Source organism: Bradyrhizobium sp., from assembly GCF_035484855.1.
Lineage (GTDB): Bacteria > Pseudomonadota > Alphaproteobacteria > Rhizobiales > Xanthobacteraceae > Bradyrhizobium.
Genome location: NZ_DATHOP010000047.1, coordinates 1 through 24725, shown reverse-complemented (window position 1 = coordinate 24725; position 24725 = coordinate 1). Strand labels below are relative to the sequence as shown.

Sequence of the window (24725 nt, the reverse complement as noted above, 5' to 3'; positions counted from 1 at the left end):
GTGGCGAGCAGAACCTGCTGCTGACCCTCGGCGGGCACCTGCTGTGTTTCTTCATCATCGCGATGGCCTGCCATGGCGAGCTGGCGCGCACCCGCCCAGCCGCAAGATATCTCACCGGCTTCTATGTCGCGCTGTCGTTCGGCGGCATGGTCGGCGGATTGTTTGCCGGATTGATCGCGCCCTATGCGTTCTCGTGGATCGCGGAATACCCGATCCTGCTGGCCCTGGCGGTGCTGTGCCGCCCGACCGGCGGCAACGAGCGTTTGCCGCGCTGGAGCGCCTGGTACTGGCCTTTTATCGCGGTGCTCGCGGTGGCGCTGATCGCGCCGTCTTATTCCGAAGGCAACACTATCGCCTGGCTCGATGAACACCGGGTCTGGGTCATCGGCGCCGTCGGCGTGCTTTCGGCGCTGCTGGCGCTCGGGCTGAACGCCAGCCGCTGGAAGATCTTTGCCACTGTGGTGGTGGCCTTGGTGTTGATCCGGGCCTATCCGGCCGACGACGGCCGGGTCGAAACCGTGCGCAGCTTCTTCGGCGTGCACAAGATCGTGGTGACGCCGAACGGCCAGTATCACGTGCTGATGCACGGCACCACCATTCACGGCGCGCAGAAATTCCAGAACGACGACGGCACGCCGGTCACCGGCCGGCCCGAGCCGATCACCTACTACCACAAGGACGGCGGCATCGGGCAGGCGATCACGGCGGTGCGCGAGCGCAAGGGGGCGCCGCTACGGGTCGCAGTGATCGGGCTCGGCTCGGGCACGCTGACCTGCGCGTCAGAGCCGGGTGAAAGCTGGAAGTTCTTCGAGATCGATCAATCCATGGTCGATACCGCGCGCGACCCGAAATATTTCACCTATATCCAGAATTGCGAACCGGATCTGAAACCCGTGATCGGCGATGCGCGCCTGACCTTTGCCCGGGAGCCGGACGGCGTCTACGACCTGATCATCGTCGATGCCTATTCGTCGGATGCGATCCCGATCCATCTCGCCACCCAGGAGGCAATGGCGATCTACAAGCAGAAGCTGGCGCCGCAGGGCGCGGTAGTGATGCACGTCTCCAACCGGCATCTGGAATTGTCGAGCGTCATCGTCGGCATCGCGGAGGCCAACGACCTCAAGAGCTGGGTCTACAGCGAGGATTCCAACCGCGACAACGAATACATCTTCGCGACCTCGGTGGTGGTCTGCGCGCGCGAGGAGGCGGATGTCGGCAAGCTGGCCTCGTCGGATGTGTGGGAACTGACGGAGGCCGACAAAAGCCAGCGGGTCTGGACCGACGACTATTCAAACGTGCTGGGCGCGGTCTATCGGCGGCTACGCGACGGCGAGCAGTAGATCGCACGCGGCAATCGCGCTGGGCATTTCCGGAAGAGTAGGGTTATTGTCCAGGGGAGGCGGGGGAGAGAATACAATGCACGAAAAGGTCGATGTCCTGATCGTCGGCTCCGGGGCATCGGGTGCCGCGGTAGCCTGGAGCCTGGCCGATACGAAAATGCACATTCTCTGCCTCGAGCAGGGCGACTGGGTGAAGCCGACGGACTATCCGAGCAACGGTCGGGACTGGGAGGCGCGGCTGTTTTCCGATTTCGCCGTCAATCCCAACCGCCGCGCGCGACCGACCGATTATCCGATCAACGACGCCAATTCGCCGATCAAGGTGGTGAATTTCAACGGCGTCGGCGGCTCGACCATCATGTACACCGCGCATTTTCCGCGGCTGCATCCGTCCGACTTCAAGGTGCGGACGCTCGACGGCGTCGCCGACGACTGGCCGATCGATTATGCGACGCTGGAGCCTTATTTCGCCGAAAACGACCGCATGATGGGGGTCTCGGGGCTATCAGGCGATCCCGCCTATCCGCCGAAACAGCCGCCGATGCCGCCATTGCCCTTGGGCAAGTCGGGCACGCGGTTCGGCAAGGCAATGAACCAACTGGGCTGGCACTGGTGGCCGTCCGACTCCACCATCGCCACGACAGACTATGAGGGACGCGGGCGCTGCATCAATCTCGGCCACTGCACGCCGGGCTGCGCGCAGGGCGCGAAAGCCTCGACCGACATCACCTATTGGCCGCTGGCGATACGCGCCGGCGTCGAGCTGCGCACCATGTGCCGGGTGCGGGAGATCACGGTCGACGAGCAGGGCATGGCGTCCGGCGCGATCTATTACGACGCCGAGGGCAATGAGCATTTTCAGCCGGCCGAAGTCGTGATCCTCGCCTGCAACGGCGTCGGCACGCCACGGCTGATGCTCAATTCGGTCTCCGGGAAATTCCCCAACGGCATCGCCAATTCGAGCGGGCTGGTCGGCAAGAACCTGATGTTCCACCCCTACGCGCTGAACTACGGCTATGTCGACGAGCCGCTCGACGGCAATCACGGCCCGCCGCTCTGTCTGTGGAGCCAGGAATTCTACGAGACCGATTCCAGACGCGATTTCGTCCGCGGTTATACCTTTCAGTTCGGCCGCGGCGTCGGCTCGATCTTCGAGGCGATCGTGAGTTCAGCCGCGGGAAGGCTGCCCTGGGGCGAAGAGCATCATTCGGCCTACCGCAAGCTCGTCAACCGCCGCATCGGGCTGTCGGCGATCTGCGAGGATCTGCCCGAAGAGCATAACCGCGTCACGCTCGATCCGGTGCTGAAGGATTCCAGCGGCATCCCGGCGCCGAAGATCAATTACACCATCAGCGAAAACAGCCACAGGATGATGCAGCACGGCATCGCGCGGGCGAGGGAGGTGCTGAACGCGGCCGGCGCCAGCAACATCTGCGTCGAGAGCCCGATCCTCAACGGCGGCTGGCATCTGCTCGGCACCGCGCGGATGGGCACCGACCCCGAACGCTCGGTGGTGAACGAATGGGGCCGCTGCCACGACGTCAAGAACCTCTTCATCGTCGACGGCAGCATCTGGGTGACCTCGGGCGGCGTCAACCCGACCTCGACCATCCAGGCGCTGGCGCTCTACATCGCCGACAGCATCAAGCAGCGCCTCGCTGATTTGTTCGACTGAGAGATCGACATGAAAAACGCCGAACTCACCGCCGAACAGGTCCGCGATTTCCGTGCGCTCGCCGGTATGATCATCCCACCGAGCGCAACCTATGACGTGCCGGGCGCCGACGACGAACGCATCTTCAACGATATCCTGAAAAGCCTGGAGCGCGACCACGACGACGTCTGCCGCGCGCTGGCGCAGCTCGCCACGCTTGCGGGCACAGCCTTCGCCGATCTCGAACCGGCGCGCCGCGCCGAGGTCGCCGCGACGTTTCACCAGACCGGCGGCGCGCCCCTGGTTGCGTTGGTCCGAGTGGTGCTGCTTTGCTATTATCGCGACGACCGGGTGATGCGCTCGCTCGGCCAGGAGCCCCGGCCGCCGTTCCCGAAGGGGCACGTCGTCGAGCAGGGCGACTGGTCGCTGCTCGATCCCGTCCGCAAGCGGCCGCGGATGTACCGGCCGATCGACTGAACAAACAAGTCGCCGTCAAGAAAGAAAAAACGGAGGAAGCCATGATTGACCGCCGCACATTCACCACGCTTCTGGTCGGCGGCATCGCCGCGCCCCAGGCGTCGCTCGCCGGAGACACCAAGGCGATAGACGTGTTCTATGCGGCCGTCGGGCCCGAGCTGACGCTCTATAGCGTAGACGCCGACGAAGCCACCCTCGTCAGGCGCGACACGGTATCGGCGCCCGCCAATATTCAATATGCCTGGCCGCATCCGTCGAAGCAGTATCTGTATGTGGTCTCCAGCAACGGCGGCTCGGGCTCGTCGGGCATTCGCGGCGACAAGCATTTTGCCAGCGCCTTCAGGATCGATCCCGCCAGCGGCGCATTGACGCCCCATGGTGCGCCGCTGGCGTTGCACACGCGTCCGATCCACGCCAGCGTCGACAAGACAGGCGGATACCTGCTGACCGCCTACAACGATCCGAGCGGCCTGACCGTGCATCGCATCAACGCCGATGGCACGTTCGGCGACCGCGTCGATCAGCCCGATGCGCTCGATACCGGCAAATACGCCCACCAGATTCGCGTCACGCCCGACAACCGGCAGGTCATTCTGGTCACGCGCGGCAACAACGCGCCGGGCGACAATCCGGTGAACCCGGGCTCGATCAAGACCTTCAGCTTCAAGGACGGCGTGCTCGGCAACCTCGCGGCGATCCAGCCCGCAGACGGCATGCAGTTCGGGCCGCGACATCTCGATTTTCACCCGACCGAGCCATGGGTCTATGTCTCGGTCGAGAGCCAGAACAAGCTCCACGTCTACAGACGCGATCCGGCGACCGGTCTTTCGCGCGAGCCGATGTTCATCAAGGAGACGCTCAGCGATCCCTCGTCGAAGCTGCGGCAGGCCGCGGGCCCGATCCACGTCCATCCCGACGGGCGCTTTGTCTATCTCACCAACCGCGCCTTCTGGCTGACCGAGGTCGAGGGTAAGAAAGTGTTCGCCGGCGGCGAGAATTCGGTCGCGGTCTTCGCCATCGACCAGGCCACCGGCGAGCCGACGCTGATCCAGAATGTCGACGGTCACGCCAATTACCTTCGCACCTTCGGGATCGATTCGAGGGGACGCCTGCTCGTCACCGCGTCGGTCTGGCCGATGCCGGTACGCGAGGGGACCGATATCGGAGTAGTCCCCGCCGCCATCAGCATGTTCCGCATCGGCGGCGACGGCAAACTGGAATTCGTGCGCAAATACGATGTCGAGGCGAGCACCGAGAGGCAGCAATTCTGGGCCGGCATGGTCACCCTGGCGTAGCGTTGCCGCGGCGCGCCGTCAGGCGCGCATCCGCGGCATATTGACCGCGGAGCCGGCGATCGCCGTTCGTCGATCGACCACCGCATGATGAAACTGCTCAAGCACCAGCGCATAGGCGGTCAGATCGCCTTCCTCGATCGCGCCGTCATCGAAGTAGTCGAGCGTTTCGCGAAGGATGTCGTCCGCCTCGCTCTGCAGCGCGTCCAGCTCCTCGATCGAATCTATCTTCCGCACCAGTGAAATCGCCGCCAGCAATTTTTCCCGATGCAGGGTGTTCAGCCGCCGTTCGTCGCGCTTGATATAGTGGCGCAACGCGGCACTGCCCGACCCGATCACGGAAAGCAGCAGCACGGCGCCCCATATGTAATCGCTGTATTGGTCCATGAAGGTCCGCTCGGTGCCGTCGATGAAGGCCGCGGCACCGGGGTGGGCGGGCAGCGCGGCATCCTTGTCGGTGTCCGGCTTCTCGATCTTCGCCGCGGTGGGCAGTTCCCGCATAAGCTGCGGCCGAACCGCAAACAGCTGCCGGATAAAGGCTCCGACCGCATTGTCGGACAGCGATTTCGGCGCGACGATCAGGTGATTGACCTCGATGGTCTCGACGGTATCGTCGGGTCTGGCCGGCGATGAGGTGAAGGCGCTGCCGGGAATTTCCTCGGATTCATAGAGCGGATGCTTCCGGGCGATGGTTTCGGAAACATCGATCGGCAGAAACGTCGGCTCGCCCCTGTCGCGCGCGGTCGCGGCGATCGCATCGATCGTGATCTTGCTGTCGAGCGGGCCGACCGTCATGAACGCATCGATCGAGGGATCGCGCACCATCTCATTGATCTGGTCGGTGTTGAATGCCGCGATCGCGACCTTGTCGGGATTGACGCCGGATTCCGTCAGGATGACGCGAAGCAGCGTGGCGTTCACTTGCGTGCGGCCGACGACACCGACGCGATGACCCGCGAGATCGTCGAGCGTCTTGATTTTCGATTTGGCACCCTTGGCCGATCCCTTGCGCGGAGAACCGCTGGGCGCCCAGAGCACCACGACGTTCTTGCGCATGATGGCAACCGACTCGGTGCCGTCGGGCATCTCCTCATCGGCACGCGCCACGGCGAGATCGGTCTTGCCGGTTCTGAGAAGGGCAATGCTGTCGACCGGGCCGGCCGTCGTGATCAATGAGAGCCGGACCGGACTTCCTTCCCGGACAAAGGCCTGCGCCAGGGCCTGGATCAGCTGCTGGTCGTCGCTTCCCGACGGTCCGACCGCGATCCGCAGGGTGGTGGGCCGCCACAGCAGATAGGATGCGCCGGCGACGCCCGCGAAGATGAACAGCCCGACCGCCAGGACCAGGAACAAATAGCTGTTCTTTTTCCGGCCGCGGGCCGGCAATTCCAATGCACCGTTCGAGCCGTCTGTTTGGGACATGTCGCTGCCGGGTTGCCAGGGATCCAAGCGGTTATGGATGGCAGCATAGCACGCTTCCCGGTCCGGGTCAGATGGCTGTCCGGCGGCATGGGTCAAGTTTTGCGATTGCAAAGTCCGCTTCTCCGGCCGACGCTGCAAGCGCTGACGATGAGAGGGCGGCGGAATGCCGGGATGGCGCGTTCTGATCGGGATGGTGATGGCCTTGGCGTTCGAACAAGCAGCTAGCGCGGAGGATTTCCTCGCCGGCGCCAATCTCTATAACGATGTGGCTCGTTACGCCTCGTTCGGCTCGCACCGGTTCGGCTCGCCGGGCGACCGCGCCACCGCCGACTGGATCGCCGGCGAATTGCAGGCGGCGGGTTTTGGGGTCGAGTTCCAGCCCGTGATTCTCGGCCGGCAATATTTCGTCGATCGCGCCAGCGTCGAGGTCGACGGTGCGACGATCGAGGCGACGCCGTTCTGGTGGCCGCCGGAAGACAAGAGCTCGTTCCGCCTGACCGCGCCGGTGGTGCGCGACGGGGAGGCCGCGGGCAAGATCGTGTGGATCGAACTGCCCTATGACCGCAGCGCCTATCTCGGCCCGGCGCATCGGGCGGCGATCGCGCAAGCCGCGGCGCGCGGCCCCGCCGCGATCCTGCTGGTGATCGGCAATCCCGGCGACGACCGTTTCGCCTATAACGTGACGCAGGAGGATCCGCCATGGCCGGTGCCGGTGATGGTCGTCGCGGGCAAGGACAGGGGTCTACTCGAACGCGCGGTCGCCTCGGGTGCGGCGGTCACGCTGGATGCCGCCGGCCACTACGAGCGGAATGTCGCCGGGCGCAATGTCGTCGGCCGGATCGGCGCCGGCAAGGGACCGGTCATTGTGGTGTCAACCCCGATGACGGGCTGGTACAGTTGCGTCTGCGAGCGCGGGCCGGGTATCGCCAATTTTCTGGCATTGGCCCGCACGGTCGCGGCCGAGAAACTGCCCGGCAATTTCATCTTCATCGCCACCGCCGGCCATGAGATCGGCCATGGCGGCATGGAACTGTTTCTGAAGCAGGGCGCGCCATCGCCGCAGGACACCCTAGCCTGGGTGCATTTCGGGGCCTCCAATGCGTGTTACGCATGGAGCGCCGGGCCGCAGGGTTTTACGCGTGAAGACCGGGTCGACGATGCGCTTCGCTTCATGGTGCTGAGCCCGTCGGCCGTGCCGCTGGTCGCGGAATCCTTCGCTGCGATCAAGGCGACGCGTCTGGTCGCGGAGAAGCAGGCGGTTGGTGAATTGCGCGACGTGCAGGCGGCGGGTTACCGGAATTTTCTGGGCATGGCCGGCCTGCACCGTTTCTTCCACACCCCGGCCGACGATATCAGCACCACGGGCCCGGAGATTCTCGAGCCGGTCGCCCGCGCCTTCGCCGACGCCGTGCGAAAGATCGCGGAGCGTGGGCCGCGCGCGTTCGAGTAGACCCGATCCGGCATCTGGAAAAGCGCGCCGTCGTTTCGCTCCCGAAGCAAAAGCCGATCGGTCGGAACCTTTTTTGCCTGTGCTCATTAATTCGGCACGCGGCTTGAACGTCCGCGATAATGCCGGGAGCGCACCATGATCGATACCGTCGTCATTCAACCCGGGGTAGATACAGGAGAACCCTCTGTCGCAGGCGTTTCCTGGGCTGCCGTCGCCGCTGGTGCGGTCGTCAGCTGCGCGCTGACTCTTGTGGTTCTCGCCTTTGGCATCGGACTCGGCCTCTCCGTTGTGTCGCCGTGGAGCGGCTCGGGCGTTTCGGCCACCACCTTCAAGATCGGTGCCGGGCTCTATCTTGTCGTCATCGCGATGCTGTCGTCGTCGGTCGGCGGTTATATCGCCGGCCGTCTGCGCTCGCGATGGATCGGCGTCCAGGGCGACGAAGTCTATTTTCGCGATACGGCGCACGGTTTCATCGCCTGGGCGCTTGCCACCGTGCTGGGGGCCGTTTTGCTGGCGTCGCCCGCAGCGCACCTGCTGGGCGGGACGGCCGCCGGCGTTACCCAGGGCGCGGTCGCATCCGCGGGCCGGGCGGGTCCGATGGACGGTTATGTCGACACGCTGCTGCGGTCCGACCCGGCCGCCGCCCCAAATTCCGGCCAGAATTCCGGAAATGCATCCGACTCCCGCGGCGAAATGGTTCGGCTTTTTACCAGCAGCTTCCGCAATGGCGGCGATCTGAAGCCAGCCGACCGGGAATATGTTGCCAAGGTGGTCGCTGCGCGAACCGGCCTTAGCCAGGCCGACGCCGAAAAGCGCGTCAATGACGTCGTGACACAGGTGAAGGCCGACGCGGACGCGGCCCGGAAAGCAGCTGAGCAGCTGGCGTTCTGGCTGACGGCATCGCTTCTCATCGGCGCGTTTTGCGCCAGCCTCGCCGCGACCGAAGGCGGCGGCCTCCGCGATGGCACCTGGCGCCGCAGAACTATCCGATAATCCCATCAATCGTGAAAGGAAAACCACATGCCCATTCTTCTCTGGTTGGTCGGCATTCCGATTCCCCTGATCATCCTGATTCTGCTGCTGCGTTAAACGCACGGCCGAAACAATTCCCCGCCCATGAGGGCGGGGAATCCACCCCACGCGATACCGGCGACGGACCGCCACCCGCGTTTACATGTTCATTTCTTACTCTGGAGGCTTCCGTGGCTAAAAAACCAAAACTACTGAGCGACCTGTTCCACGACACGCTCAAGGACGTTTACTTCGCCGAGAACAAGATTCTCAAGACGCTGCCGAAAATGGCCAAGGCTGCGCAGTCGAAGGATTTAAAGGCGGCCTTCGTCAAACACGAGAAAGAAACCCGCGGCCAGGTCAAACGGCTTCAACAGGTATTCAGTATCCTGGGCAAGCCCGCCCGCGCCAAGACATGTGATGCCATTCTCGGGATCACCGACGAAGGCGCAGAGATCATGCAGGACTACAAGGGAATGCCCGCGCTTGACGCCGGCCTTCTCGCGGCCGCTCAGGCCGTCGAGCACTACGAGATGTCTCGCTACGGCACGTTACGCACATGGGCCGAAGAGCTGGGAATGCCGGACGCCGTGGCGCTCCTGGACGCGACGCTGAAGGAAGAAAAGGCCACCGATGCCGCTCTGACAACTCTGGCGAAATCGGTCGTCAACGTCGAGGCCGAACAAGCTATCTGACGATCGTTCCCAACTGAATGCCGGGACACCGTAGCGTCCCGGCGCCTTTTTTTGACGACTTCCTTTCGAACCGGCGCCCCATCAATGGGGTCGTTTACCATGTTGAGTGACGACGGCTTCGCGATGGCCTCCGATTCTCGCGCGGCGAGAGAAGCCTGCATTGGAACCAAGGGGACGCCTGCACGTTTGTTATGCAGCTGATGATGGAATGGAGGCTGTCATGTCATTCGGAAAAGGCGTCCTGCTTTGGCTGATCGGAATTCCATTGCCGATCATTCTGCTGCTCGCTCTGTTTATGCATCACTGAGAAACGCACCATGGTGCTTCCCGACGATATCGATGTTTCCAATGTCGACTGGACAAATCTGGCGAACCTCAGTCGTCGCGACGCCGAGAAGCTGCCGCCCGGCCCAAAACGAGACGCGGAAATCGATCGGGCGCTGGCGTGCGAGGCTCTCGCCCACAGCGCGGAATTGCTGCTTCAAGCCGGGATGGGATGATCGATGGGCGATGTTCTGGCCAGCAAGGGCGAGCGCGACCGCAGCCATATCGCCATGCAGGACGAAGCCGAAGTTCGTCGCTGGCTCAAACATCTTGGCGTGACAAGAAGCGAACTGCAACGCGCCGTGGACAAGGTCGGCAATTCCGTTGTCGCCGTCCGGAAGCAAATGGGCCTCCAGGCGGAGCCGCCTCAATAGCGCAGTTTCGGAAAACGCCTCCAATTGGTGGCCAGTCCTCGCAGACCATTGCCTCGCTGAAGCATCTGTTTCGGCTATTTCAAATCGATCGGATCGGGATGTCCACGAAGAAAGCATTGCGGCCTCGCGATCGAATATCGGCGCTGACTCTCCGTCAAACCCTCAAGATGGCCCGCTCCGCACACGCCTATGTGCGCGGCAGTACGGTTCAGTTTTACCAATGGCTGGAAGCGCAAAAGCGCGGCACCTTGCCTGAGGGACCGGCGGTCTGGATCTGCGGGGATTGCCACGCCGGCAATCTCGGGCCGGTCGCCGGCGTCAACGGCCGCGTCGCGATTCAAATTCGCGATCTCGATCAAACCGTGATCGGCAACCCCGCGCATGACATCGTCCGCCTTGCGCTTTCGCTGGCGACGGCGTCGCGCGGTTCCGATCTGCCAGGCGTGACCACGGCACGGATTCTGGAGCAGGTCGTCGAAGGCTATCAGGCCGCCTTGCGGCAGGACGCCGACAGCATCGACGACGCGCCCAAGTCAATTCAGTTCGTGATGAGGAAATCAGTCGCGCGATCATGGAAGCATCTCGCCAATGAGCGGCTGGAAAATCAAAAGCCGACGATCCCGCTCGGTAGCAAGTTCTGGGCATTATCCCGCTCGGAAAAAGCCGATATCGCCGAACTGTTTCAAACCCCCGCCATGCGCCATCTTGCCACCTCGTTGAGATCGCGCGACGATGACGCGCCCGTTGAGGTGCTCGACGCCGCCTATTGGATGAAGGGATGCAGCTCGCTCGGGTTGCTGCGTTTCGCGGTATTGCTCGGGATCGGAACCGGCAAGAAGCGAGATATGGCGCTGATGGACATCAAGGAAGCGGTGACGGCTGCGGCGCCGCGCTATGCCGGTCAGAAAATGCCGAAGGATCAGGCGCAGCGCGTCGTCGAGGGTGCCATGCATCTGTCACCGCATCTCGGCAAGCGCATGGTGGCCGGCCACATCGAAAAGCGCTCGGTGTTCATTCGCGAACTGCTGCCGCAGGACCTCAAGATCGAAATCGAACGGTTGACGGTGTCGGACGCCATGAAGGCGGCCAGCTTCCTGGCGGGCGTGGTCGGCAAGGCTCATGCGCGGCAGATGGACGAAAAGACCCGAAAGGCGTGGTCGGCTGAACTGGAGCGCTACCGCTCCAAGTCGCTGGATGCGCCGTCATGGCTGTGGTCGAGCGTCGTTGCATTGATCGGAAGCCATGAGGTGGCCTATCTCGAACATTGCCGAAAATACGCGAACCAGACCGCCGGCGTGCCCTAATCCTTCGGTCAGGCGGCGTTGAAGAGTTTCGTTGAAATGTCGGCCCGGAGCTATGCCGGGCAGGTCGGATCGCAAAGTGGAAGCGCGCGTTCGAATAGAGCCCGCGCGCTAGTCCTGATCGAACAGCCCGCGCGGCTGATAATAGGGTCGCGGCGCGTAGACCTGCGGCTGCGGATATTGCGGCTGCGGGTATTGCGGCGCGTAGCCGCGATTGTCGTACTGATATTGCGGCTGCGGATAGGCCTGCGCGTCGTAGACCCGCCGGCTGGAGCGCGGCGCCGGATAGCGCGCCACATCCGAACTGCCGTCGGCCGGATAGATGTAGCCGTCATCGGGCCGCTCTTGCGGATACTGGTACTGGCCGGGCGCCGGCTGCTGTGGGGTCAGGACGACGGGTTCGCCGGCGGAATTGTATTGCGGCGCATATTGCTGATCGGGATCGCGGCCCGCCACCGCGGTGTTGGCGCGCGGGTTGCGCGCGAGCGCGATTCGCGAAGAACCGGTCAGCGTCACCGTGGTGTTGAGCACGCCTTCCTGTTCGACCAGCGCGTACAGCGTCGTGGCATTGGCCCGCGACAGCCGCACGCAGCCGTGGGAAACGGGCACGCCGAGGTGGCCTTCGGACTCGGTGCCGTGAATGGCGTGACCGACCTTGGTGAAGAAGATCGAGTGCGGCATCGGCGCGTCGTCGAATTCCTTCGAGAAGTGGCTAGCCTCCATGCGGAAGGTGCGGAAGGTGCCGTTCGGCGTTTCGTGCGACGGATTGCCGGTCGAGACCGGCCAGTGGTAGCGCTCGACGCCGTCGACCGCGACCGTCATCATCTGATTGTTCTTGTCGACGGTGATGGCAATGTTGGCCTGGGCGGCGCCGGTGACGGCGAACAGTGCCAGACCAGCGAGAGCAACGAAGAAGCAACGCATGTTAACCTGGCCTCCGGGCCTTGACTGACTGCCGCACCCGCTCTCATCGTCCCCCGCCTCAATATGCCCGAAGATCGGCATTTGTTCCAGCGCGGTGTTCTGCCCATCGTTAACGCGCAGGCGGGCGCAAACTAAGGCGGCCAGGCGGCGCAATCTGGCCGTTGCGCAGCTTTTCGTGAATGGCGCGGCCAGCACGCAACCTTTCCGTCACATCGGCGTTACACATGCCCATCCCACTGGCGCATTCGCGGCCGGCAACAGCAATTGAGAGAACAAGATGAACAAGACGAAGATCGCGGCGTCGGCGCTGTCGACCGGCTCGCCCACGAAGTTCTATCTGGCGGGCGCGGCGCTCGCGCTCGCATTGCTCGCGATGCCCCATATCGGGCATGCCCAGGGCATCGTGCGCGGTGCGCAGGAGGGCGCGTATGAAGGCAATCGGGCCGCCGGTCCGGTCGGCGGCGTGGTTGGCGGCGCGGTCGGCGCCGGCGTCGGCGGAGCGATGGGCGCGGTCGACGGCGTGCTCGGGATTCCGGGTCCGCGGTATCGGCACCACTGCCGGGGCTTCTACGATCGCTATGATCGTTTCCACTGCTATCGTTAGCAGTTCGTCATTCCCCGCGACAAGCGCTACGCGCTTGCGCGGGGAATGACGAGTCCTCAGTTCTTCAGCCGGTAGCCGGTCTTGAAGATCCACCACACCACGATCATGCAGATCGCGAGGAACGTCAGCGTCATGCCGATGCTGACGCCGACGCTGACGTCGGCGATCTCGTAAAAGCTCCAGCGGAAGCCACTTATCAGATAGACCACCGGGTTGAGCAGCGTGATGGTGCGCCAGCCCGACGGCAGCATGTTGACCGAGTAGAAGCTGCCACCGAGGAAAGTCAGCGGCGTCACCACCAGCATCGGGATCATCTGCAGCTTCTCAAAACCGTCGGCCCAGATGCCGATGATGAAGCCGAACAGGCTGAAGGTCACCGCGGTCAGCACCAGGAAGGTCAGCATCCAGAACGGGTGGTGGATGTGCAGCGGCACGAACAGGCCGGCGGTGGCCAGGATGATCAGGCCAAGGATGATCGACTTGGTGGCGGCGGCGCCGACATAGCCGAGCACGATCTCGAAATAGGAAATCGGCGCCGACAACAGCTCATAGATGGTGCCGACGAATTTCGGGAAGTAGATGCCGAATGAGGCGTTGGCGATGCTCTGGGTCAGGACCTGCAGCATCACCAGTCCGGGCACGATGAAGGTGCCGTAGCTGACGCCTTCGATCGAGGTGATGCGCGAGCCGATCGCGGCGCCGAACACCACGAAATACAGCGAGGTCGAAACCACCGGCGAGACGATGCTCTGCAGCAGCGTGCGCCAGGTACGCGACATTTCAAACAGATAGATCGCGCGGACCGCCCTGAAATTCATGGCGTCCTCACCAGGCTGACGAAGATGTCTTCCAGCGACGACTGCGTGGTGTCGAGATCGGAGAAACGGATGCCGGCGGCGCGCAAGTCGCCGAGCAGGCTGGTGATGCCGGTGCGTTCGCCCTTGGTGTCGTAATGATAGGTCAGCTCGCAGCCTTCGTCGGACAGTTCGAGATTGTAGGGCGAGAGCGCCGGCGGAATCGCCTCGATCCTGCCTTGCAAATGCAGCTTCAGCCGCTTCTTGCCGAGCTTCTGCATCAACCCGGCCTTGTCCTCGACCAGGACGATCTCGCCCTTGTTGATGACGCCGATCCGGTCGGCCATCTGTTCGGCCTCTTCGATGTAGTGCGTGGTGAGGATGATGGTGACGCCGCCTTGTTGCAGCGTCCGCACCACCTCCCACATGCCCTTGCGCAGTTCGACGTCGACGCCCGCGGTCGGCTCGTCGAGAAACAGGATCTGCGGCTCGTGCGACAAAGCCTTTGCGATCATCACTCGGCGCTTCATGCCGCCGGACAGGGTGACGATCTTGGAATCCTTCTTGTCCCACAGCGACAGGTCCTTCAGCACCTTTTCGATGTGGGCAGGATTTTTCGGCTTGCCGAACAGGCCGCGGCTGAAACTCACCGTCGCCCACACCGATTCGAAGGCGTCGGTGTGCAGTTCCTGCGGCACCAGGCCGATCAGCGAACGCGCGGCGCGATATTCCCGGTTGATGTCGTGGCCGCCGACCAGGACGCGGCCTTCGCTCAGATTGGCGATGCCGCAGATGATGCTGATCAGCGTGGTCTTGCCGGCGCCGTTCGGCCCCAGCAGCGCAAAAATCTCGCCGCGGCCGATTTCCAGATTGATATCCTTCAGCGCCTTGAAACCGGTGCCATAGGTCTTCGACAGATGGGTGACGGATATGATCGGGGGCATGCAGGGATTTGTCGGCCTGAATCGGAAATGCGGGAAGCGACAACGCGGGACTTCGGGCCGCACGGGCGAGGTCAGACAGATAGGAACCTCGCCGCGTCAGCGCAAGCGCCGGCGAAGCCGGGTCCATGGGATTCGCATATGGTGCTAATCGGCGAGGCGACCGGTTTGCCCCGATCGGAGGCCGCCGTAACGGCGCGGCCGTCCCGCGATCACCTGAAATATTCGGCGATGACGTGCATGTCGTATGGCGAGGCCGGCATCCCGTTCAGGTTGGCATCGATCACCCGCCGGCAGATTTCGACGGTGGCGTGGTCGCCGAGATCGTTGGCGGCTTCCAGCACGATCCAGGCCGCATCCACCGGCTTTTCCGACGTCCGCTCATCGGAAGCGGAACCGGGGAGCCTGCGTGCACCGAATGACATTGCGTTCATGACCAATATTCCCTCTGCCGTTTTCAGCTCATCTCACTGCATCGCCAACGCCGGCTGCCGCTTGGCACTGGCACTCGCCGCCGCGTCATTCTTGCGCGACTGATAGAATTGCAGGACGCTGCGCGAAGTCGCGACGTTGAGGCGGCCGAACTCGCTTTCGAGGTCCTTCAAATCCTTCGCGGTGATGCGATGATCCTTGGCGCCGAGGAACAACAGCGCCATGATCGTCGGCCATGAAAAGTCCAGCGCCTTGGCCAGGATCAGCAGCATTTCCCTGTTCTTGTCGAACAGCGCGCGTTCGATGACGTCGCCCGGCAGCGCGCACAATAGCGACAGTCCGATCGTGACCTCGTCGAGCTTGTGCGAGGTGGCATACAGGGCGATGCTCCTCTCGTTCAGATTGCCCTGCCGATGCTGGGTCGCCACCACCCGTTTGGCGACGAAGTGGCTGCGCGACACCGGACCGAATTTCGACTGCAGCTCGCCCGCGACATCGCTCACCGAGGACTGGATTTGATCGGTCATTTCCGGCCGCTCGTCGGCGAGCCGCTTCTTCACGTCGTCGGATGCCTTGGCGATCAGTTGCTGGAAGATGTGGCGGGGGATGTCCTTGCGCAGGCCGAGTTGCTCGGCGAGGATGGAATCGCCTTCGGCGCGCTGGATCATGTGCAGGAAGCCGAAGTCGGAAAACCGCGCGCCGTTGTTGGTCGCGACCGATTTGACCACGTCCTGGTTGCCGCGCGTCACCAGCACGTCGGTGACCTCTTGATCGATCGATTTCCGTTGCGCGATCGCCAGCATGTGGCTCTGGCTCTTGGTGCAGACGTTGGCGACCAGCGCGTAGGGTTCGAGCTGCTCGGACTCCCGCAAGATCGGCGCGGCGACCTCGATCTCGTCGTCGAAGGCGAGCTTGTGGATGATGTTGATCGGGGCCTGGTCGAAGCGGGCCAGCCGCTTCGAAAGCTGGACGCGCGCGGCGACCTCGATCTCGTCCGCGAGCCGCCCGATCACCTCGCCAAAAGTCCAGATCTCGTCGTCGCTGTAGCCGCCGGTGATCATCAGGTCGGTGGTATGCCACAAGGCGCGCTTGCGGCTCTCGGGCGTCCCGCGCGAGACCGCTTCGTCGAGATCCCGGAGAAACGAACTCGCCTCACTCATTTTCTTGGTAGTCTTGAATTGCAGCAAGTTGTGCTCCCGCGGTCTCCAGATCAAAGGATACGCAGAATCCACGAGTTTTCGGTAAAGGCCGCGGATAAGTATTGCTTGTAAAAATTCGCTCAAATGCGACGGAGTTTGTTAGGTCCTGCGATAAGTCGGCCCCCGACCCGTCGGCTCAAATGTCCGAGAGATCGCCTGGATCCTTCGCGGTCTCGAAGCGAGAGACGAGATCGGCGGGCAGCGTCACCAGTTTCGCCGAACGGTCGACTGAGGCGCCAAAAATGGCGGCGGCGGCGATCTGCTTTGCCAGCCGCGTGTAATCGGACCAGATCAAATAGAGCATCAGTGGCGGCTGCTCCCCGCTCGACAGCATCTGCGCGCAGCGCTCGACGGCGCCTTCGTTAAGCCACCAAAGCCGCGCGAGCGTAACCAGCTTTCTGAAATGCCGCAGCGTGCCGGATTGCTGGGCCCGGTCGACGGCCGCCAGCTGGGCGCAGTGGGTCAGCCAGTTGAGGCCGGCCACCACCGCGATGGAAAAATCGGCGGCTGTGTTTCCGGTGAAATCGATCACGGTGTCCGCATGCGGGCGCTGAAAAAGATAGGCGTCGATCATTTCGATCTGACGACCGGCTTCGCCGAGCAGCCCGGAGTTGTGCCCGGGCACCGCGATGATGTACTGCATCGCCTCCAGCCGGGTGTGATCCCAGACCGAGCCCACATCGCCGCCGGCGTCCGACAGCGCGCGCTTGCAGGCTGGATGGATCAGTTTGCCCTGATCGACATCGGCGAGATATTGCGGGACGCGCCTCGAAAGGTCCTGCCAGAGGACAGCAGGGGTGACGAACCCTCGCAGCGGTCCTCTCGCTTCGGGGCCTCTATACAGCTGCTTCCTTGAATGCAACCAATCAAACAAGTCCGCTGTCCCAGTGACGGGTCAATGCGGACTCTACACCCGCTCCACGAAACTATCGACCACCTTCTTCTCGCAGTGAGGAGGTGATCCTGTCACTCCGCCGCGTGAGCGCGAGCGGGAAACTCGATCAGAGCCACCATATAGGTTTTGATATCGTCTGCGATTTCCGGATCGGCCTTCAGTTCGGTGAGGGTGCGCGGGCGAGGCATCGGCTTGCCGTCTGCTTCGAAGCTTTCGGCATACAGTTCCAAAGCCTCCGGCGCGTTGCGCAATGCCTCGTCGACATCATCGCCAGCCGACGTGCAGCCGGGCAGATCGGGAAACCAAACGCCTACGGCGGAGTCCGGTCCTGCATCCTCGATGATCGCGATGTAATGTGCCACGGCGAACCTCAGTCAGGCTTCCATCCTGCCCCCTTATAAATGGCACGAACCAGCCCTTTTCCCGAGTCCTTCTTGGGGTGCGGAACGACCACGGTTGCTCCCGAGATAGGCCCTTTGAAGACATGGTGAAAGCCGGTAACGCGAAGGCGCGTCCAGCCCTCGCACGCCCGAACTCCACCCCTTGACGCAGGCGCTCTCTGCGAAGAAGCTGCATCATGCAACTGGGGGGTGCAGTGCTGGGGATACTTAAAGATTGGAAGTTTGATCCATTGTCAGCGTTGGTACCGCTTATAGTCGGTCCGATGCTGATATATCTTGCGATCGTGGCGCGTCGCTTTCTAAAGGACGCCTTCAAGTACGTTATCGATGGTCTGGTCTACGTACTTAATAAGGCATTTGTTCATCGAGCGGCGGGAGCTCTAACGCTGAAGCGGTACTGCAGGCTGCAGTTAGCTGGCCCCAGCAAAAGCTTAATGATACCGGCGACACTCGAAGTCAGTCTGCCCATCGACGAAATTTTTATCCCGCTAATCATGGAAAATCCAGGAGCGAATGCAGTCTTCAAGAGTGCGTCCATTTTAGAGGCAGGTAGCCGAGTTAGAATTATCGGAGACCCCGGATCAGGAAAAAGCTCTGCAGCAAAGCGCCTTTTCCGTGATGAATGTCAGCGCGGATTAAATTTGCCGCAAATTTCAAGATTTCCGTTCTTGCTGGAACTCCGCACTCTGGAAATCCCGAAGAGTATTGCCACTAAGAAACTTGGCGATTGGATGCTAACTTTCATTAAGGCTCAATGCGCAAAAAATGAGGTCTATAATCTGGAAAAATGCTTCGATGCTTACGCCAACAAGACAGGTCTGTTGATAATTCTCGATGGATTGGATGAAGTTTCATCCGCTGCATACCCCCGCGTTTCCACCGCCATAAATGAACTCTCCAGCCGGCTTCAGCAACTAGGAGCCGAAAGTGCGATTGTCCTGACGATGAGGACGCAATTTCATCAACAGATAAGAGGGCATTTTGACGAACAATTTCCAATGGTCTTGTCTGTAAAACCATTCACACCATCCGACATATATCTATTCCTTACGCGGTGGCCATTTCGAAATGCGAAAATGGAGAATGTGGTTCGTATCTACAACGAGCTTACCGACCGTCCTACTCTTCGGGAAATGTGCGCGAACCCTTTGGTTCTTTCGATGTATGTGGCGCAGGACCAAAGTTCTGGCTATCAGATTGCTCCCGACTCTCGAACGGACTTCTATGCAAAAGTTTCTGATGAGCTCTTGATCAAACGGCGTGCGAAGCAGATTGGTGCCGTTGAGGCTCAGGCTGTCGTGCGAGAACAGCGTCAGAAAATATTAGGTATCATCGCGTTCGATCACTTAACCGACCCTGATCAAGCGCCTAATCATCTTTCTTGGGATGCCGGTTTGAAGGCCGTTTCGCAAGTTGTCGGCATTTCAAGTGAGACGGATGCCCAAAGATATTTTAAAGAGCTGGCCAAAGAAACCGGAATAATTTCAGATGAGCAGGAAGGCGAAACATTCCGATTTATTCACCTCACTTTTTGTGAATTTTTTTGTGCTTTTGAAGCCGTTCAGGGGCGCGGCGACGGATGGGAAGCATTGTTGGTCTCACATCGTGCTTTCTCGCTTGTGCCGGCTGCGCGGTCCCGCTTGGTCGAAGTCCTGCCTTTCGCGGCAGCCCTGAGCCCCAGACATCGAAGACCTCGGTGTCTTCAAGAGGTTTCGGAATCAAATGACTCTCGCCTGTTGGCTCGAGCTTTTCTCGAAACCAAACTCTATGCCCATCCGCTGTGGCCTGGATATGTGGATGCCTCCATCGAGAGTCTGCTAACTGGTTCGGAAGTTGATTGGAACTCCGATTGGCTGCGCGATCTGCACCTTTTTTTAGTGGTTGCATCTGATGCTGAACGAGCTTCAAGGGTTGTCGCGGGGATTCAAAAGGCGGATAGTATCGCCACGTTTTTTCAAGGATTTGCCAAAAGATCTGCGGCCCCACTGGCAAAGCTGATTGAAAGCTACGCCGAACAAGATGCGGCCGCAGCATTTCGAATTGCTTCACTGTGTGGTGTCGATGTTTTGAAGGACCTGCCAAGTGTTGTCATTAACAACCTAAGCCAACCACCCTTCATGGCGATTGCGCTGGAGCGCGCATTGAAGGAGATGGCGAGTAACAAGGCGTGGGCGTGCTTAATTGCTGAGGGGGGATTGCGATCCGCAGCGGCTGCGTTGGCTCTTTCCCGACGACCCCAGCGGCTGTTGCCGGAGCAAATGAACTCCGTCTCAAATTCCAGTTTGTGGTCGATCGGAGAGTTTATTCCGCCGTCACTTTATACTGATTGCGTGGCGGTAGCGTACGCCGGCAACGAGGACACAAAATATTGCGCGCTTGTAAATGCGTTGAAACTGGTGCCCGCTCCTAATTCATCGCGACTACAGTCAACGATTATTGGGTTTCTCTTGAAAATTCTTTCATTAGCTTTTTTCGGTGCTTATTTCGGTTTGACCTTTTCGATGGCGTTGTACATTTTGGATTCAAAAGAACAATCTCATCATGAATCGAACTTATGGAATATCTTGATCTCTCACGGGGGGGAATTGTTCATTTTCGGCATGGTTTGTTTGGGTGCGGTATCAATGGCTTTGTTCGCTCGTTCTAGGATTATGTTGTATAGACATCTTCTAAATCTAGACGATCTCAGGATGGCTTCATTCGGTGTGTCGCTAGTTCGAAGTTTTTTTGGGGTGGCTACATGGTATAGGTGGAGACCATTGGACCATGAAGGCATTGAGTTACTACGGAGACGCCCATTCAAACCGTCAAAATTGATCAATGCAGCTCGAAATTTTTTGGAGCTTCGCGCTCAGGCGACGAAGCTGGATCAGGAGATCGATGCAAAGTAGCGCTCGGCGCGAGTTTCACTTGATCTCTTTACACCCGCTCGACGAAACTATCGACCACCTTCTTCTCGCCGGCCTTTTCGAAGGCGATGGTGAGCTTGTTGCCGTCGATCTTCACCACGTTGCCGTAGCCGAATTTCTGGTGGAAGACGCGGTCGTCGAGGGAAAATTCCGAAATGGTGCCGGTGGATTTGGCCACCAGTTCGCCTTCGATGGTCATCGGGCCGCGCTTGTTGCGCGAGCCGACTGGGTCGCCGCGCGAAGAGAACGGCGACTGGTTTTCGTTGAAGCCGCCACCGGCCTGTCCGCCGCCTTGTCCGTTGCGCCCGTTTTGTCCGCGGGCACGGTTGGCCTGCGCGCGCTGCCACCCCGGCGTCGTGTAGCTGGAGCCGAAGGATTCCACATTGTCGAAGCGCGAGGGGCCATAGCCACCGGAGCCGCCCCAGCCCGAGCCGCCCTTGGATTCCGTGATCTCGACATTGTGCGCCGGCAGTTCGTCGAGAAAGCGCGAGGGGATCGTGGTCGACCAGGTGCCGTGGATCCGCCGGTTGGTGGCGAAATAAAGCTTTGCGCGGCGGCGCGCCCGCGTGAGCCCGACATGGGCGAGACGCCTCTCTTCCTCGAGGCCGGCGCGACCCTGTTCGTCGAGGGTGCGCTGGCTCGGAAACAGGCCTTCCTCCCAGCCCGGCAGAAACACATTGTCGAATTCGAGCCCCTTGGCCGAATGCAAGGTCATCAGCGACACCGCGTCGTCATCGGCGGCGCCGTCGCGGTCCATCACCAGCGAGATGTGCTCGAGGAAACCCTGCAGATTCTCGAACTCCTCCATCGAACGCACCAGTTCCTTGAGGTTGTCGAGCCGGCCGGCGGCGTCGGCGGAACGGTCCTTCTGCCACATCTCGGTGTAGCCGCTCTCGTCGAGCACGATTTCGGCCAATTCGGTATGCGAGGTCACTTCGCGTTGTGCACGCCAGCGGTCGAAACTGGTGAGCAGGTCGCGCAGGCTTCCGCGCGCCTTCGGCTTCAACTCGTCGGTCTCGACCACGGCACGCGCGGCCTCGAACAGCGGAATACGGCGCTTGCGGCCGTGGTCATGGAGCATCTGCACGGTGGCGTCGCCGAGCCCGCGCTTCGGCACATTGACGATGCGCTCGAAGGCGAGGTCGTCGGCGGCCGAGTTGATGACCCGCAAATAGGCCAGCGCGTCGCGGATTTCGGCGCGCTCGTAGAACCTGGGGCCGCCGATGACGCGATAGGGCAGGCCGAGGGTGACAAAACGGTCTTCGAATTCGCGCATCTGGAACGAGGCCCGCACCAGGATCGCGACATCGTTGAGCTTGTGGCCGGCGCGCTGCAGTTCCTCGATCTCCTCGCCGATGGCGCGGGCTTCCTCCTCGGAATCCCAGGAGCCGGTGACGGTGACCTTCTCGCCGTCGACGTCCTCGGTGCGCAGCGTCTTGCCGAGCCGGCCCTCATTATGCGCGATCAGATGCGAGGCGGCGGCCAGGATATGGCCGGTGGAGCGGTAGTTGCGCTCGAGTCTGATAACCTTGGCGCCGGGAAAATCATGCTCGAAGCGCAGGATGTTGTCGACCTCCGCGCCGCGCCAGCCGTAGATCGACTGGTCGTCGTCGCCGACGCAGCAGATATTTTTCGGGGGCGGGGAGGGGGCGGGCGGCGGTGTTGCGGCAGGCACGGTCTGCTCCCTCTCCCCGTCCTTCACGGGGAGAGGGCTGGGGTGAGGGGCTGTCTCAGCAAGCGCGACTCGCGGAGGCTCCCCCTCACCCGGATCGCTTCGCGATCCGACCTCTCCCCGCACGCGGGGAGAGGTGGAAGAAGAAGGCGCCTGCGCCAAGAGCCGCAGCCAGAGATACTGTGCGACGTTGGTGTCCTGATATTCGTCGACCAGGATGAACTTGAATCGGCCCTGGTAATTCCGCAGCACGTCCGCGTGCTCGCGGAACAGCCGGATGTTCTCCAACAACAGATCGCCGAAATCGGCGGCGTTGAGGATCTTTAGCCGCTCCTGATAGGCCGCATAGAGCTTGCCGCCCTTGCCATTGCCGAAGATGGCGGCTTCGCCCGGCGGCACCTGCGAGGGCGTCAGGCCGCGATTCTTCCAGCCGTCGATCAGGCCGGCCAGCATCCGCGCCGGCCAGCGCTTGTCGTCGATGTTCTCGGCGGCGAGCAGCTGCTTCAACAGCCGGACCTGGTCGTCGACGTCGAGCACGGTGAAATTGGATTTCAGCTGCACCAGTTCGGCGTGGGTGCGCAGAATGCGTCCGCCGATGGAATGAAAGGTGCCGAGCCACGGCATGCCCTCGACCGCCTGGCCCAGCATCTGGCCGAGCCGCAGCTTCATCTCGCGCGCGGCCTTGTTGGTGAAGGTGACCGAGAGGATTTCGCCGGGCCGGGCGCGGCCCTGGCTCAGGATATGGGCGATCCGGCAGGTCAGCACCCGCGTCTTGCCGGTGCCGGCACCGGCCAGCACCAGAACCGGCCCGTCCAGGGTTTCCACCGCCTCGCGCTGCTCCGGATTGAGGCCTGCGAGATATTGCGGGGTCGCGGTCGCGCGTGCACGCGCGGCAATGCCGCCAGCGGCGGGCTGGTGGTCGGGAACGCCGTGAGGGCTCAGTCGGTTCGGCTCGGTCATCTTACGAATCGTCTTCCGCCCACGATGGCACCGCGGGGCCGTGAAGGGGAGCCTTCATAGCAGGGATCAATGGCTATATGGGGCCTGACCCCGACGTTTTACAGACTTATCCGGCGCTCCTCACGGGAGCCGTTGACGTGAACCGGAACCCATTTGGCTCGAAAACGCGGATAGCCGGTCGAGCTTTTATTCCGGCTCCGGCCGGCCGGTATCGGGCAGGGAACAAAGACTGGCTTGCGCCGGCAAAGGCGATACGATCCGGCCGAGCCGAAAAGCGATCCGGGGGACGTCGTGAATTTCACCGACTATCTGAAGCGCGACGCCGTCGCGCTTGCCGAATGCGTCGCACGCAAGGAGACGACCGCGGAAGAACTGCTTGAACTGGCGATACGCCAGAACGAGCGGGCGCAACCGAAGACGAATGCGATCTGTCGCTTGATGGACCGCGAAGCCCGCGCGCAACTGACGAATCCGCTTCGAGGTCCGTTCGCCGGTGTTCCCTTCCTGATCAAGGATTGCGCGCAGGACTACGCCGGACTGCCGACGAGCTACGCCAGCAGGTCGCTTGCCGAGGCCGCCGCATCCGAACATGCCCATGTCGTGCGGCGTTACCTCGAAGCCGGACTGGTGATTTTCGGCAAGACCAACCTGCCGGAGCTGGCGCTCAAGGGCGTGACGGACTCGCAGTTGTTCGGCCGCGCCTCGAATCCCTGGAATGCCGCGTGCACGCCCGGCGGTTCGAGCGGCGGCGCCGCCGCCGCCGTCGCATCGGGTGTCGTGCCGATGGCGGCGGGCAATGACGGCGGCGGCTCGATCCGCATTCCCGCCGCATGCTGCGGGCTGTTCGGCCTGAAGCCGTCGCGCGGGCTGATTTCCTCGGGGCCCGGCTATGGCGAGTACTGGTATGGGGCGTCGAGCGAAGGTGTGATCTCCCGCAGCGTGCGCGACACCGCCGTCGCGCTCGATGTCCTGTCGGGCACTGAGCCCGGCGATCCCTTCGTGGTGGCAAGGCCAGCCGAATCCTACGCGCAGGCCATGCAGCGCGATCCAGGCCGCCTGCGCATCGGCTTCACGTCGGCCTCGCCGATCGGGACGGACGTTCACCCGGAGGCGAAAGCCGCGGTGAACGAGGCGGTGAACCTCCTGCGCGGCCTCGGCCACGAGGTCGAGGAAGCCGCGCCCGACATCGATGGCGCCGCGCTCGCGAAGGCCTTCCTGTACATCTATTTCGGCCAGGTCGCCGCCATGGTGGCTCAGGCGCGCATGCGAGGCGCAGGGCGCTCGGATTTCGAACTCCTGACGCGCGTGCTGGCGACGCTAGGCGGAGCCATCTCCGCCGGGGCGCTGACGGCGCAGCTTCTGAAGTGGAACGAATTCGCACGGCGGCTGGCACGCTTCCACCAGCGTTACGACATGCTGTTGACCCCGACGCTGGCGCATCCGCCGATCCGCCACGGACAGGGCGATCCGACGGCTGCAGAGCAGACGGTGCTGGATCTTCTCGACCGCACGCGCCTGCTCGGCCTTTTCGCGCGCATCGGTCTGCTCGAGGGCACGATCGACAAGATCGCGCGCGACAGTCTGCAATATGTGCCGTTCACCCAACTCGCCAACCTGACCGGCACGCCCGCCATGAGCGTGCCATTGCACT

23 protein-coding genes are annotated in these 24725 nt (G+C 62.0%); 13 read left to right on the top strand and 10 right to left on the bottom strand.

Features of this window, described 5'->3' with window-relative positions:
* From VK804_RS06080 to VK804_RS06065, 4 genes are all read left to right on the top strand, one after another.
* The coding region (locus VK804_RS06080) for a fused MFS/spermidine synthase (protein ID WP_325368889.1) at nucleotides 1–1343 on the top strand (1343 nt) is incomplete at its 5' end.
* 76 nt (nucleotides 1344–1419) lie between these two features.
* Nucleotides 1420–3018 carry a GMC family oxidoreductase gene (locus tag VK804_RS06075; RefSeq protein ID WP_325368887.1) on the top strand — a complete coding sequence of 533 codons (1599 nt, stop codon included), beginning with the start codon at nucleotides 1420–1422 and terminating at the stop codon, nucleotides 3016–3018.
* 9 nt (nucleotides 3019–3027) lie between these two features.
* Nucleotides 3028–3474 carry a hypothetical protein gene (locus VK804_RS06070; RefSeq protein WP_325368885.1) on the top strand — a complete coding sequence of 149 codons (447 nt, stop codon included), beginning with the start codon at nucleotides 3028–3030 and terminating at the stop codon, nucleotides 3472–3474.
* A gap of 41 nt (nucleotides 3475–3515) precedes the next feature.
* Nucleotides 3516–4769 (top strand): lactonase family protein, encoded by a 1254-nt coding sequence (locus VK804_RS06065; RefSeq protein WP_325368883.1) that lies wholly within the window; start codon nucleotides 3516–3518, stop codon nucleotides 4767–4769.
* An 18-nt stretch (nucleotides 4770–4787) separates the two neighbouring features.
* Here the strand turns inward: VK804_RS06065 and VK804_RS06060 are convergent, their stop codons facing one another.
* The gene (locus VK804_RS06060) at nucleotides 4788–6188 is read right to left on the bottom strand and encodes a TAXI family TRAP transporter solute-binding subunit (protein ID WP_325368881.1); all 1401 of its coding nucleotides are present in this window, start codon (nucleotides 6186–6188) and stop codon (nucleotides 4788–4790) included.
* 163 nt (nucleotides 6189–6351) lie between these two features.
* Here VK804_RS06060 and VK804_RS06055 point away from each other — a divergent pair, with 163 nt between their 5' ends.
* The 6 genes from VK804_RS06055 to VK804_RS06030 all read left to right on the top strand — a co-directional run bounded on the left by VK804_RS06055 (nucleotide 6352) and on the right by VK804_RS06030 (nucleotide 11346).
* Nucleotides 6352–7638 (top strand): hypothetical protein, encoded by a 1287-nt coding sequence (locus VK804_RS06055; protein WP_325368880.1) that lies wholly within the window; start codon nucleotides 6352–6354, stop codon nucleotides 7636–7638.
* 135 nt (nucleotides 7639–7773) lie between these two features.
* Nucleotides 7774–8631 carry a hypothetical protein gene (locus tag VK804_RS06050; protein ID WP_325368878.1) on the top strand — a complete coding sequence of 286 codons (858 nt, stop codon included), beginning with the start codon at nucleotides 7774–7776 and terminating at the stop codon, nucleotides 8629–8631.
* Between the two features lie 209 nt (nucleotides 8632–8840).
* Nucleotides 8841–9344, top strand: coding sequence for a ferritin-like domain-containing protein (locus VK804_RS06045; protein WP_325368876.1), 504 nt, complete (start codon nucleotides 8841–8843; stop codon nucleotides 9342–9344).
* Nucleotides 9345–9661: 317 nt separating this feature from the next.
* The gene (locus VK804_RS06040) at nucleotides 9662–9844 is read left to right on the top strand and encodes a hypothetical protein (RefSeq protein WP_325368874.1); all 183 of its coding nucleotides are present in this window, start codon (nucleotides 9662–9664) and stop codon (nucleotides 9842–9844) included.
* A 3-nt stretch (nucleotides 9845–9847) separates the two neighbouring features.
* Entirely contained in the window at nucleotides 9848–10042 is a 195-nt protein-coding gene (locus tag VK804_RS06035; RefSeq protein WP_325368872.1) for a DUF3606 domain-containing protein, read from the top strand.
* A 98-nt stretch (nucleotides 10043–10140) separates the two neighbouring features.
* Nucleotides 10141–11346 (top strand): DUF2252 family protein, encoded by a 1206-nt coding sequence (locus tag VK804_RS06030; protein ID WP_325368870.1) that lies wholly within the window; start codon nucleotides 10141–10143, stop codon nucleotides 11344–11346.
* Nucleotides 11347–11454: 108 nt separating this feature from the next.
* Here the strand turns inward: VK804_RS06030 and VK804_RS06025 are convergent, their stop codons facing one another.
* Nucleotides 11455–12267 carry a L,D-transpeptidase gene (locus tag VK804_RS06025; RefSeq protein WP_325368868.1) on the bottom strand — a complete coding sequence of 271 codons (813 nt, stop codon included), beginning with the start codon at nucleotides 12265–12267 and terminating at the stop codon, nucleotides 11455–11457.
* A gap of 277 nt (nucleotides 12268–12544) precedes the next feature.
* Here VK804_RS06025 and VK804_RS06020 point away from each other — a divergent pair, with 277 nt between their 5' ends.
* A complete protein-coding gene (locus VK804_RS06020; protein WP_325368866.1) occupies nucleotides 12545–12871 on the top strand; it encodes a hypothetical protein in 327 nt (108 codons plus the stop codon).
* 56 nt (nucleotides 12872–12927) lie between these two features.
* On the opposite strand, the gene VK804_RS06015 is transcribed toward VK804_RS06020, so the two are convergent.
* From VK804_RS06015 to VK804_RS05985, 7 genes are all read right to left on the bottom strand, one after another.
* Complete coding sequence (locus VK804_RS06015) at nucleotides 12928–13689, bottom strand: ABC transporter permease (protein ID WP_325368864.1); 762 nt, start codon at nucleotides 13687–13689, stop codon at nucleotides 12928–12930.
* A complete protein-coding gene (locus VK804_RS06010) occupies nucleotides 13686–14609 on the bottom strand; it encodes an ABC transporter ATP-binding protein (protein ID WP_325368862.1) in 924 nt (307 codons plus the stop codon). The genes VK804_RS06015 and VK804_RS06010 overlap by 4 nt, the downstream gene beginning before the upstream one ends.
* A gap of 209 nt (nucleotides 14610–14818) precedes the next feature.
* The gene (locus tag VK804_RS06005) at nucleotides 14819–15040 is read right to left on the bottom strand and encodes a hypothetical protein (protein ID WP_325368860.1); all 222 of its coding nucleotides are present in this window, start codon (nucleotides 15038–15040) and stop codon (nucleotides 14819–14821) included.
* A gap of 33 nt (nucleotides 15041–15073) precedes the next feature.
* Complete coding sequence (locus VK804_RS06000) at nucleotides 15074–16198, bottom strand: DUF2336 domain-containing protein (RefSeq protein ID WP_325368892.1); 1125 nt, start codon at nucleotides 16196–16198, stop codon at nucleotides 15074–15076.
* 175 nt (nucleotides 16199–16373) lie between these two features.
* A complete protein-coding gene (locus VK804_RS05995; RefSeq protein WP_325368858.1) occupies nucleotides 16374–17111 on the bottom strand; it encodes a hypothetical protein in 738 nt (245 codons plus the stop codon).
* Between the two features lie 92 nt (nucleotides 17112–17203).
* A complete protein-coding gene (locus VK804_RS05990) occupies nucleotides 17204–17494 on the bottom strand; it encodes a type II toxin-antitoxin system HicB family antitoxin (RefSeq protein ID WP_325368856.1) in 291 nt (96 codons plus the stop codon).
* A gap of 8 nt (nucleotides 17495–17502) precedes the next feature.
* Nucleotides 17503–17715, bottom strand: coding sequence for a type II toxin-antitoxin system HicA family toxin (locus tag VK804_RS05985; RefSeq protein WP_325368854.1), 213 nt, complete (start codon nucleotides 17713–17715; stop codon nucleotides 17503–17505).
* On the opposite strand from VK804_RS05985, the gene VK804_RS05980 reads away from it, so the two are divergent.
* On the top strand, nucleotides 17710–20424 hold the full coding sequence (locus VK804_RS05980; protein WP_325368853.1) for an NACHT domain-containing protein: 2715 nt from the start codon (nucleotides 17710–17712) through the stop codon (nucleotides 20422–20424). The two genes, VK804_RS05985 and VK804_RS05980, sit on opposite strands and share 6 nt — an antisense overlap.
* Before the next feature lie 28 nt (nucleotides 20425–20452).
* Here the strand turns inward: VK804_RS05980 and VK804_RS05975 are convergent, their stop codons facing one another.
* Nucleotides 20453–23074, bottom strand: coding sequence for an ATP-dependent helicase (locus VK804_RS05975; RefSeq protein WP_325368852.1), 2622 nt, complete (start codon nucleotides 23072–23074; stop codon nucleotides 20453–20455).
* A gap of 291 nt (nucleotides 23075–23365) precedes the next feature.
* Between VK804_RS05975 and VK804_RS05970 the strand changes: the two genes are divergently transcribed.
* The coding region (locus tag VK804_RS05970; protein WP_325368851.1) for an amidase at nucleotides 23366–24725 on the top strand (1360 nt) is incomplete at its 3' end.

Coding starts and splice junctions, on each gene's coding strand:
- VK804_RS06000 (WP_325368892.1), bottom strand. CDS start 16,198: ATGAGTGAGGCGAGTTCGTTTCTCCGGGATCTCGACGAAGCGGTCTCG.
- VK804_RS06025 (WP_325368868.1), bottom strand. CDS start 12,267: ATGCGTTGCTTCTTCGTTGCTCTCGCTGGTCTGGCACTGTTCGCCGTC.
- VK804_RS06055 (WP_325368880.1), top strand. CDS start 6,352: ATGCCGGGATGGCGCGTTCTGATCGGGATGGTGATGGCCTTGGCGTTC.
- VK804_RS06010 (WP_325368862.1), bottom strand. CDS start 14,609: ATGCCCCCGATCATATCCGTCACCCATCTGTCGAAGACCTATGGCACC.
- VK804_RS06040 (WP_325368874.1), top strand. CDS start 9,662: ATGGTGCTTCCCGACGATATCGATGTTTCCAATGTCGACTGGACAAAT.
- VK804_RS06060 (WP_325368881.1), bottom strand. CDS start 6,188: ATGTCCCAAACAGACGGCTCGAACGGTGCATTGGAATTGCCGGCCCGC.
- VK804_RS05975 (WP_325368852.1), bottom strand. CDS start 23,074: ATGACCGAGCCGAACCGACTGAGCCCTCACGGCGTTCCCGACCACCAG.
- VK804_RS06030 (WP_325368870.1), top strand. CDS start 10,141: ATGTCCACGAAGAAAGCATTGCGGCCTCGCGATCGAATATCGGCGCTG.
- VK804_RS06075 (WP_325368887.1), top strand. CDS start 1,420: ATGCACGAAAAGGTCGATGTCCTGATCGTCGGCTCCGGGGCATCGGGT.
- VK804_RS06005 (WP_325368860.1), bottom strand. CDS start 15,040: ATGAACGCAATGTCATTCGGTGCACGCAGGCTCCCCGGTTCCGCTTCC.
- VK804_RS06065 (WP_325368883.1), top strand. CDS start 3,516: ATGATTGACCGCCGCACATTCACCACGCTTCTGGTCGGCGGCATCGCC.
- VK804_RS06050 (WP_325368878.1), top strand. CDS start 7,774: ATGATCGATACCGTCGTCATTCAACCCGGGGTAGATACAGGAGAACCC.
- VK804_RS05980 (WP_325368853.1), top strand. CDS start 17,710: ATGCAACTGGGGGGTGCAGTGCTGGGGATACTTAAAGATTGGAAGTTT.
- VK804_RS06035 (WP_325368872.1), top strand. CDS start 9,848: ATGGGCGATGTTCTGGCCAGCAAGGGCGAGCGCGACCGCAGCCATATC.
- VK804_RS06015 (WP_325368864.1), bottom strand. CDS start 13,689: ATGAATTTCAGGGCGGTCCGCGCGATCTATCTGTTTGAAATGTCGCGT.
- VK804_RS06070 (WP_325368885.1), top strand. CDS start 3,028: ATGAAAAACGCCGAACTCACCGCCGAACAGGTCCGCGATTTCCGTGCG.
- VK804_RS06020 (WP_325368866.1), top strand. CDS start 12,545: ATGAACAAGACGAAGATCGCGGCGTCGGCGCTGTCGACCGGCTCGCCC.